Annotated in this window: 10 protein-coding genes and 1 pseudogene; 6 read left to right on the top strand and 5 right to left on the bottom strand. The window is 71.2% G+C overall.

Annotated features, from left to right (window positions below):
• The first annotated feature begins 186 nt into the window (after positions 1-186).
• Entirely contained in the window at positions 187-996 is an 810-nt protein-coding gene (locus tag ACWD4B_RS20575) for a polysaccharide deacetylase family protein (RefSeq protein WP_451422087.1), read from the top strand.
• Between the two features lie 23 nt (positions 997-1,019).
• Here ACWD4B_RS20575 and ACWD4B_RS20570 read toward each other — a convergent pair whose 3' ends face one another.
• Together ACWD4B_RS20570 and ACWD4B_RS20565 are read right to left on the bottom strand one after the other, a co-directional pair.
• Positions 1,020-1,685: an ABC transporter gene (locus tag ACWD4B_RS20570; protein ID WP_451422086.1), complete on the bottom strand. Its 666-nt coding sequence runs from the start codon at positions 1,683-1,685 to the stop codon at positions 1,020-1,022.
• Positions 1,682-2,524: an ABC transporter ATP-binding protein gene (locus tag ACWD4B_RS20565; protein WP_451422085.1), complete on the bottom strand. Its 843-nt coding sequence runs from the start codon at positions 2,522-2,524 to the stop codon at positions 1,682-1,684. Before ACWD4B_RS20565 ends, ACWD4B_RS20570 begins: the two co-directional genes overlap by 4 nt.
• A 22-nt stretch (positions 2,525-2,546) precedes the next feature.
• On the opposite strand from ACWD4B_RS20565, the gene ACWD4B_RS20560 reads away from it, so the two are divergent.
• The 3 genes from ACWD4B_RS20560 (at position 2,547) to ACWD4B_RS20550 (ending at position 4,108) form a co-directional block, all read left to right on the top strand.
• Positions 2,547-3,293, top strand: a complete 747-nt coding sequence (locus tag ACWD4B_RS20560; protein WP_451422084.1) for a peptidyl-tRNA hydrolase — start codon at positions 2,547-2,549, stop codon at positions 3,291-3,293.
• A 238-nt stretch (positions 3,294-3,531) separates the two neighbouring features.
• On the top strand, positions 3,532-3,858 hold the full coding sequence (locus ACWD4B_RS20555) for a plasmid stabilization protein (RefSeq protein ID WP_451422083.1): 327 nt from the start codon (positions 3,532-3,534) through the stop codon (positions 3,856-3,858).
• A gap of 94 nt (positions 3,859-3,952) precedes the next feature.
• Positions 3,953-4,108 carry a DUF6131 family protein gene (locus tag ACWD4B_RS20550; RefSeq protein WP_451422082.1) on the top strand — a complete coding sequence of 52 codons (156 nt, stop codon included), beginning with the start codon at positions 3,953-3,955 and terminating at the stop codon, positions 4,106-4,108.
• Positions 4,109-4,121: 13 nt separating this feature from the next.
• On the opposite strand, the pseudogene ACWD4B_RS20545 reads toward ACWD4B_RS20550, so the two are convergent.
• Both ACWD4B_RS20545 and ACWD4B_RS20540 read right to left on the bottom strand, forming a co-directional pair.
• A pseudogene (locus ACWD4B_RS20545) lies at positions 4,122-4,493 on the bottom strand (glycoside hydrolase family 15 protein); the annotation flags it as partial.
• The gene (locus ACWD4B_RS20540; protein ID WP_451422081.1) at positions 4,433-4,654 is read right to left on the bottom strand and encodes a hypothetical protein; all 222 of its coding nucleotides are present in this window, start codon (positions 4,652-4,654) and stop codon (positions 4,433-4,435) included. The pseudogene ACWD4B_RS20545 and the gene ACWD4B_RS20540, both read right to left, overlap by 61 nt.
• A 352-nt stretch (positions 4,655-5,006) precedes the next feature.
• Between ACWD4B_RS20540 and ACWD4B_RS20535 the strand changes: the two genes are divergently transcribed.
• On the top strand, positions 5,007-6,299 hold the full coding sequence (locus ACWD4B_RS20535; RefSeq protein ID WP_451422080.1) for a hypothetical protein: 1,293 nt from the start codon (positions 5,007-5,009) through the stop codon (positions 6,297-6,299).
• 18 nt (positions 6,300-6,317) lie between these two features.
• On the opposite strand, the gene ACWD4B_RS20530 is transcribed toward ACWD4B_RS20535, so the two are convergent.
• Positions 6,318-8,396: a transglycosylase domain-containing protein gene (locus tag ACWD4B_RS20530; RefSeq protein WP_451422079.1), complete on the bottom strand. Its 2,079-nt coding sequence runs from the start codon at positions 8,394-8,396 to the stop codon at positions 6,318-6,320.
• 145 nt (positions 8,397-8,541) lie between these two features.
• Here ACWD4B_RS20530 and ACWD4B_RS20525 point away from each other — a divergent pair, with 145 nt between their 5' ends.
• Positions 8,542-8,922 carry a BlaI/MecI/CopY family transcriptional regulator gene (locus tag ACWD4B_RS20525; RefSeq protein WP_451422078.1) on the top strand — a complete coding sequence of 127 codons (381 nt, stop codon included), beginning with the start codon at positions 8,542-8,544 and terminating at the stop codon, positions 8,920-8,922.
• Positions 8,923-8,999 lie beyond the last annotated feature (77 nt).

Below are 8,999 nucleotides of genomic sequence, written 5' to 3'. Positions count from 1 at the left end.
TGATGACCCTCTTGCGGGTCGGTTTCGATGCACTGGTGTGCTCGGCCATCACCTCCCGCGCCGTTGCCACCCAGCGGTCGTCCCGCGCCCCTGACGGGGGCGCGGGGAACTGCGCGACCAGCCACGACGAGCCCGCATCCGACGCACCGCACCTCCCGCAGAGCGCTCAGCGGATACGGTGCCCGCGTGCTCCCTTCGACCAGGCTTCGCGCCACCGTCCTTGCGACGCTGCTGAGTTGCGCTCTCGTCGCCTGCGGCGGAGGGAAGAAGGCGCCTCCCCAGGCGGCCACCCCGGCACCGAGCGCCTCCCCCTCCGCCGGCCCCGGCCCCGTCCCCGTCTTCACACACGGCAGGCGCAACGGCGCCAAACGCGTCGCCCTCACCTTCGATGCCGACATGACGGCCGATCAGGGGCCGCGTGCCGCACGTGGTGAGCGTTTCGACAATCCCGCCCTGATCGCGACGCTGCGCCGGCTGAAGGTGCCCGCCACGGTCTTCATGACGGGCATGTGGGCCGACCAGTACCCCGCCGAGGCCAAGTCCCTCGGCGGCGACCCGCTGTTCGAGGTCGGCAACCACTCGTACACCCATCACGCGTTCTCCATGCCCTGCTACGGTCTGCCGGCCGTCGCGCCGGGCACCGCCCGTGCCGATGTGGAGCGTGCCTTCGACGCCTTCCGGCGCGCCGGAGTCGCGCGCACGGTGCCGTACTTCCGTTTCCCGGGCGGCTGTCACACGGATGCGGTGCTGCGCGAGCTCGGGCCGACGAGGGTGACGGCCGTGCAGTGGGACGTCGTGAGCGGCGACGCGTTCGCCGAGCAGGCGGGGCCGGTGGCCGCCGAGGTGCTCGACAAGGTCCGGCCCGGCTCGGTCGTCGTGATGCACTGCACGCGGAGTGCTGCGCCGGCCACGGAGGAGGCCGTGAGGCAGATCGTGCCGGAACTGCGGGCGCGGGGCTACGAGTTGGTGCGGGTCTCGGAGTTGATCGGAGGGTGAGGTGCCCCGGCCCCGGACACCCCCTACCTCCGCCCACTCACCGCACACGCCACAGCCGTTGCCCCCGCCGCAAGCACGGCAGCTATGCCGAACGGCAGCAGCGGCATGGTGACGGTCCCGTGCTGCGAGCCGGTGACCAGCCCGGTCACGGCGGCGTTGGCGGGTGAGCCCGCGGCGACCGTCACGATCAGTGCGGCGAGGACGGTCGAGGGCACCGCCCACGCCGTACTGCGCAGCAGCGGCCGGTTGCACAGTGCGCCCACGCCCGTGCCGAGCAGTGCGCACGCCAGCGCGGTCAGCAGGCCGGCCAGGGAGGCGGACAGGACGGGGACGGCCACGCGGTGATCGACGCTGCGGGGATCGCTGATCGCGGCGACGAGGGCCGTGCCGGCGACGGCGAGGACGGTCGAGGCGGACAGCCCGGTGAGCACTGCGGCGAGGTGCACCCGCCGGGGACCGGCCGCCGCGACGGTGCAATTGCGCGCGGCTTCGGGCTCGTTGGTCACGCACACCCGCACGAGCCAGGCGGCGACGGGCACGAGCGCGGCGGCGGCCCAGCCGAAGGAGTCGAGGATGGGCTGCCCGCCCTGCACCCCGATGCCCATGACGGCTCCGTAGAAGAGCAGCGGGGGCAGCCAGCGGTACGAGCGCAGCAGCAGGGCGGTCTGATAGCCGAGCAGCGGGATCACGGACGGGACTCCTCTTCGTGCACGGCCCTGATGTGCCAGGGAGGCTGGGCGGTCAGCAGGGATCCGAGCAGCGCGTCGGAGTGCGCGGCGGCGACGGTCAGCCGGACCGCACCGGGAAGGACTTCCCAGCGCGGGTCGCCGGGCAGCTCGGGCGGCAAGTGCGCGCCGCCGGGCGGGGCCTGGGCCTCGATGCGGACGCGGGGGCCGGCGGCGGCACCGCTCCCGGGGGCGGGAACCGTGGCCAGCCGGCCGGCCTCCACCCGGTACCCGGCGTCGGCGGCGCCGGCCAGGCGGCGCGGGTCGTGGTCGACGAACACCACCGACGCCCCGGCCGCCACCCGGTCCCGTACCGCGCCGTCGAGGAGGGTGCGCGAGGCCCGGTCGAGGCCCGTCCAGGCCTCGTCCAGGACGAGCAGGCCGGGGGTGCCCAGCAGGCCCTGGGCGACGGCCACCTTCTGGCTGGTGCCCTTGGAGAGTTCGGCGAGGCGGGTGCGGGCGTGGCCGCCCGCGCCGAAGCGGTCCAGCCAGTCACGGCCCGCAGCGGCCGCGGCCGCGCGGCCCAGGCCCTGCACGCGGCCCATGTGCGTGAGCCAGCCGAGCGCGGTGAACGGCAGCGCGGACGGGAAGCGTTCGGGGACGTAGGCGGTGCGGGGGCGGTCCGCGATGCGGCCGGCGCTCGGGGCGTCGATGCCCGCGAGCAGCCGCAGCAGCGTGGACTTGCCGCTGCCGTTGGCTCCTTCGATCCGCAGCAGCGTGCCCGCCGGCACTTCGAGATCGACGTCGCGCAGCACCCACGGTCCGCCGACTCCGTAGCGGCGACCGACCCCCATCAGTCTCATGGCCTCACGGTAGCGTGGGAGTGTGACAAGCCCTGCGACCAGCCCTGACACCCCCGACGAGATCCCCGCCACGCCCGATCCGCGCGACGACGCACCGCAGTTCGTGCTGCCGCTGGTGGTGCGGATCGAGAAGACGGCTCCCCCGGCCCGCACGGACGCGCTGGAGACGGCGGCGCGGGCGGTGCTGACCCTGCTGTCGGATGCGCGCGCGACCGACGAGGACGGGGAGTGGGCGCAGGCCGTGCGGGACTGGCAGGACGCCCGTATCCGCAAGGTGGTGCGCAGGGCGCGCGGCGCGGAGTGGCGCAAGGCGTCGGGGCTGCCGGGCATCACGGTGCACGGGGCCGGGGCCGAGGTGCGGGTCTTCCCGCCCGTGCCCCTGGACGGCTGGCCGAAGGAGCTGATCAAGCTCCAGGTGTCGGGCACGAACCTGGACGACCCGGAGCCCCCGGCGGCACCGGACCCCGCGCGGCCGGTGCTGTGGCTGAACCCGGAGCTGGACATGTCCGCGGGCAAGGCCATGGCCCAGGCCGGACACGGCGCCCAGCTGGCGTGGTGGGCGCTGGACGGGGCGGCCCGCAAGGCCTGGCAGGAGGACGGCTTCCCGCTGTCCGTGCGGACGGCGGACGCGGCCCGCTGGGCGGAACTCACGTCGAGCGGGCTGCCCGTGGTGCGGGATGCCGGCTTCACGGAGATCGCGCCCGGGCCGACTGTTGCCGTCGAAGGAGGCGAGCACTACTGCCCGCTCCCGCGCCTACGACGACCGTAAGGTACGTCCGGTAGGTCGGGGCGGACTCACCGGACCGGCCAGGCGAGGTCAAACCGGCCGTCATCGGGCTGCCGTTGCTCGCCGGAGGCGTGGGCGACCCGGACGGCACGCCATGTTCTGTGGCTCGCCGGCTGAGCCGCCGGGCCTCGATCGGCGGCTCACGCCCTGCGTCGCCGGGCAACGGGTGTCACGGTGAGTGGTGAACGACCAACCACGCACAGGCCGAGGAGACAGTGCGATGCCCCGTGGAGCAAGCCCCAAGCGCGAGCGGCAGTACGAGCACATCAAGGAGAGCGCGAAACAGCGCGGCGAGAGCACCAAGCGTGCGGAAGAGATCGCCGCGCGCACCGTCAACAAGGAACGCGCCCGCGCAGGCGAGTCCAGGACCGCCAGCCGCACCTCCCTGCAGGACATGTCCTCCTCCCGGCGCGGCGGACAGCGCTCGCACCCCGGCGCCCAGGGCCCCACCAAGGAACAGCTCTACAACGAGGCGAAACAGAAGAACGTCGAAGGCCGCTCCCACATGAACAAGGCCGAACTGAAGCGGGCCCTGGGCCGCAGCTGAGCCAAGGGCAGGGCCTGCGGGCGCCCCGGTTGCATACCCGCGGAAAAGAGCGTGAGCTGGATACGGAAGCAGCCGCGGGACTCAGGAGATCGTCATGATCGTCCTCGGGATCGTCTTGCTCATCATCGGATTCCTGACGGGGTTCAACATATTGTGGACGATCGGCATCGTTCTGGTCGTCATAGGCCTCGTCCTGTGGGTACTGGGGGCTGTCGGCCATGCCGTCGGCGGTCGACGTCACTATTGGTAGTCACTACCGGTAGTCACTGTTGGCAGGAGGCAAGGCGAGCAGCGCATTCCAGCATCAGTGCGTGGACGAAGGCCTGCGGAAGGTTGCCGCGCATCTGACGCTGGGCGATGTCGTACTCCTCGGAGTACAGCCCGGCCGGGCCGTATGCGGCGCGGTTCCGCTCGAACCACCGGAACGCCGCCGCTTCCCGGCCCTGTTGGTGTTCGGCCAGAGCCGTGATGAAGCCGCACAGCAGGAACGCTCCCTCGGCCTCCTGCAGCGGCCGTTCGTCGTGGCGGAAGCGGTAGGCGAAGTGGTCGTCAGTGAGCTCCCGGATGTACGCCTTCAAGGTCGCCACCGTCCGCGGGTCGTCGCCCGGAACCGCTCCGCGGATCGCGGCCAGCAGACGTACCGGTAGTCGTAGTTGCGCCCTTCCTCGGTGCGCTCGGGGAGGCTGGTCGTGCCGGCCGCCACCATGCCGCCGGACGCCGCCGTCAGACCGCGCAGCACCGTGTAGGCGTGCCGGGCATCCGCCGGTCGCCGTGCGGTCCGACCAGAACGCCCCACTAGCCGTCCGCCAGCAGCGCGTACCGGCGCAGGGGCTGCGGCGACATGAGCGTGGCGCCGAGCCCCGGGACGGGCGACGCTGCGTTCATGAGCTCCCTCGGCCGAGATCTCCACGCGGTGACGGGCCGCACCGTTCCGGCCGCCGGGCCGGGTGCGGGGATCGCACCCTCACACCCCCAGCCTTTCAGATGGCGGTCACCGTCGCCGGGGCACGCGGTACTCGCAGAGCGCCTTGATGAGCAACCACCCCAGGTTCACCCTGGCGGACCACCCGGACCTTCGCGACCGAACTGTCACATAGGCCTGTGATACTGGCGGCGGAACATCCGTACTGGCGTCAGGGAGTTCGACGTTGCCAAGGGGGAAGCGGGCGAAAAGGGCGAAGCCGCCTAAATACTCGAAGAAGACGACCCTTTACGCGGCGTCGGCCGTGGGCGCCGCCGCCTTGGTCACCGCCCTCGCGGTCGGCCTGCTGACGGGCTCCGACGGCTCGGGCCGTACGGGCAACGCCGCCGCCACCGCGCAGGCCAAGGCCCGCCCGGAGGACGGCGCCGACGGCCAGGACGAGCCGTGGGACGGCAAGGTCAAGGTGCTCGGGGACGGTTCGACGTCCTTCACCGGTCCGCAGCCCCACGTGCCCAAGCCCGAGAAGCTCAAACCGGGCGAAAAGCCCCCGCAGTTCGTCGTCTTCTCCTGGGACGGCGCCCTGGAGAACGACGACAAGCTCTTCTCCCACTTCCGCGAGGCCGGCAAGAAGTACAACGCGCAGATGACGTACTTCCTGAGCGGCATCTACCTGCTGCCCGATTCCAAGCGGAGCCTCTACCAGGCGCCCCGGCACAAGCAGGGCGCGGCGGACATCGACTTCACCTCCGACGCGCACATCAAGGACACCCTGGAACAGCTGCGCGGCGCCTGGCTCGACGGCAATGAGATCGGCACGCACTTCAACGGCCACTTCTGCGGCAAGGGCGGGGGCGTCGACTGGACGTCCGACGAGTGGCGCAAGGAGATCGACCAGGCGTATTCCTTCGTCCAGAACTGGAAGACGAACACCGGCTTCAAGGACGTCGACCCCCTGCCCTTCGACTACAAGAAGGAGCTGGTGGGCGGCCGCGCCCCGTGCCTGGAGGGACAGAAGGCGCTGATACCCGTGGAGAAGTCGCTCGGCTGGCGCTACGACGCCAGTTCCCCGGGCGACTTCCAGATATGGCCGTCGAAGACCGACGGCGTCTGGAACTTCCCGCTGCAGCTGCTCCCCTATCCGAAGAGCAACCGCCAGGTCCTCTCCATGGACTTCAACTTCCTCTACAACCAGTCCGGCGACAGCACCAAGGGCGATCCCGCGAAGTACGCCGAGTGGGAGAAGACGACCCGCGACGGCTATCTCAACGGCTTCGAGCGCGTCTACAACGGCAGCCGCGCACCGCTGTTCATGGGCAACCACTTCGAGACATGGAACGGCGGCATCTACATGAAGGCCATGGAGGACGTCATGCAGAGCGTGTGCCGCCGGGACGGGGTGCGCTGCGTGTCCTTCCGGCAGGTGGCCGACTGGCTGGACGCCCAGGACCCCAAGGTGCTGGCGAAACTGCGCACGCTGGACCCGGCGCAGTCGCCGGACTGGAAGACGTTCCTCAAGTAGAAGAAGCAGAAGCAGCCGTCAGCGCACGGCGGTCATGTACGCCGTCCAGATGTCGATGGGGAACGTGCTGCCGGTCACGGACGCGGCGGTGCCGCCGATGCCGGTGAGCGGGAGCAGTTCCTGACTCTTGGGGTCGATGCGCGAGAGCGAGATCGCGGTGGCCACCTTGCCCCGGTAGCCCGCGAACCAGGCGGACTTGTCGTCCGGCCCGGTGCCCGTCTTGCCCGCGGCATCGGGACCGGCCGCCTTGGCGGTGCCCCCGGTGCCGCGCTTGACCACGTCGTGCAGGGCGTCGTCGACGGCCCCGGCGACGCTCGCGGGCAGCACGCGATCGGCAGTGGGCTTCTCCACCTTGACGGCGTCGCCGTTGCGGCTGAGCCGGTCGACGGAGTACGGCTCGCTGTGCAGGCCCTGGGCGGCGAAGGTGGCGTACGCGCCCGCCAGCCGGATGGCGCTGGGCCGGGTGGTGCCGAGGGAGAAGCCGGGCACCTGCGGGCCGAGGCTCTCCTCCAGCAGCCCGGCCTGCACGGCCGTCCTGCTCACCCGGTCCAGGCCCACGTCCATGCCCAGCTGCACGACCGGGGAGTTGACGTTCTGCACGACGGCTTCCTTGAGGGGTATGTTCCCCCAGGACTTGCCGTCCTCGTTGACCGTCTTCGCCATCTTTCCGGCCCGGTCCCAGTACGGCCCCTCGGGCGTGCGGACGGCCGCCTTGTTGTCCCCGTTGTAGAGGGTGCCGGGGCTCACGGGCGTGCGGGCCCCGTTGCGTTCGCGCTGGATGCCGTCGCGCAGACCGGCGGCGTAGACGAAGGGCGCGAAGGTGCCCCCCGCCGGCACGACGCCCGAATTGGCGTCGTTGAAGCCCTGCTTGAGGTAGTCGGGACCGCCGTAGAGGGCGACGATGCGCCCGTCGGTGGTGACGGAGGCGGCACCGATCCGCACGTTCTTGTCGGCGTCCCGCTTCCCCGGGTCGAGCCGCTGCTCGCGGACGTCGACGATGGCCTTGTTCAGCGCGTCGACCTTCGGCTTCTCGAAGGTGGTGTGGATCTGGAAGCCGCCGAGGTCGAAGTCGGCGTCGGAGACGTCGGTATGGGCGCTCACATACGCATGCGCGGTGTCGACGAGATAGCCGACCTGCCCGGTCAGCCCGGCCGGCTTGGGCGGGGCCTTGGGCTCGGGGAAGGTCGTGTACTTCGCCCGCTCCTCGGGCGTGAGCTTCCCGATGACGACCATCCGGTCGAGGATCCACTTCCAGCGCTCGACGGCCCGCTCGTGGTTCTTCGGGCCGACCGCCGGGTCGTACATGCCCGCGCCCTTGAGCAACGAGGCCAGGAACGCGCCCTCGCTCGGGTCGAGCTGTGAGACGTCCTTGTTGTAGTAGGCGTGGGCGGCGCGCTGGATGCCGTAGGAACCGCGCCCGTACCAGCTGGTGTTGAGGTAGCCCTCCAGGATGTCCGACTTGCTCATCTTGTTGTCCAGCTTGATCGCGATGAACATCTCGGTGAACTTGCGGGTGAGGGTCTGCTGCTGGTTGAGGTAGGCGTTCTTCACGTACTGCTGGGTGATCGTGGAGCCGCCCTGGGTGTCGCCGCCGGTGACCATCTTCGTGATGGCGCGGGTGATGCCGCGGGGCGAAATGCCGCTGTCGGTGTAGAAGGTCTCGTTCTCGGCGGCGACGGCCGCCCAGCGCACCTTCTCGGGGACCTTGTCCAGCGACGTGTCCTGCCGGTTGACCTCGCCGGTGCGGGCCATCTCGGTGCCGTCGGCCCAGTAGTAGACGTTGTCCTGCTGAGTGGCGGAGGCGTTGAGGTCGGTGGGGATGTCGGTCAGCACGTAGAGGATGCCGACGGCGGCGACGAGCGTGCCGAAGCCGGCGCAGAAGAGGCCGAGCACCTGGCGCCAGGACGGCACCCAGCGGCGGAACCCGGTCCGGCCGGGCCGGGGGTAGGCGGGGCGCATCCGGCGCAGGCGCTCCACGAGGGGGGCCGGCGCGGCGGCGAGCCGGCCGCTGCCCTTCGGCTTGCGCCGACGGCTGCGGGCAGGGCTGAAGTCCTTGTGGGCACGCCGGCTGCGTGCCCTCTCTCGCCGCTCGACCACCGGTTGACCCCGACCTCGTCCGAACATCCGTCTGTGCATCTACTGCTCGATGACGGGCAGAGTCTTTCATATCCGTCCTTTACACTGCTGAGGCCCCTCTACAGTCCTGTAGAGGTGGAAGACCGGCAGAAGGAACCCCCCGACGATGCAAGCGGCCACCCCTGTCGCCGCGGTACGCCGCGGCCGCCGCCGCGCCAACGGAGCGCTGGAGGGCGAGGTCCTCGCCGCACTGCAGCGGGCGGGCGCCCCGCTGACCCCGCGCGAGGTGCAGGACACGCTGCCGGGCGAGCTGACGTACAGCACCGTGGTCACGATCCTGTCCCGGCTGCACGCCAAGGACGTCCTCACGCGGACGCCGCGCGGGCGGGCCTACGCGTATGCGCCAGTGACGGACGAGGCGGGGCTCGCTGCGCGAGGCATGCACCGGATCCTGGACGCCAGGACGGACCGCGAGGCGGTCCTCGCCCGCTTCGCGGGCGGTCTCACTGCGGCGGATGCGGTGCTGCTGCGCGAGCTGCTGCCGTAACGCCGGCTGCGCCCCGTCAGGGGCGCGGGGAACTGCGCGAGCAACCATCAGCCGACCCGCAGCCGACATCGCACGTC

The organism is Streptomyces sp. NPDC002536 (genome assembly GCF_053594995.1).
This window is presented reverse-complemented; position numbering and strand designations above follow the sequence as displayed.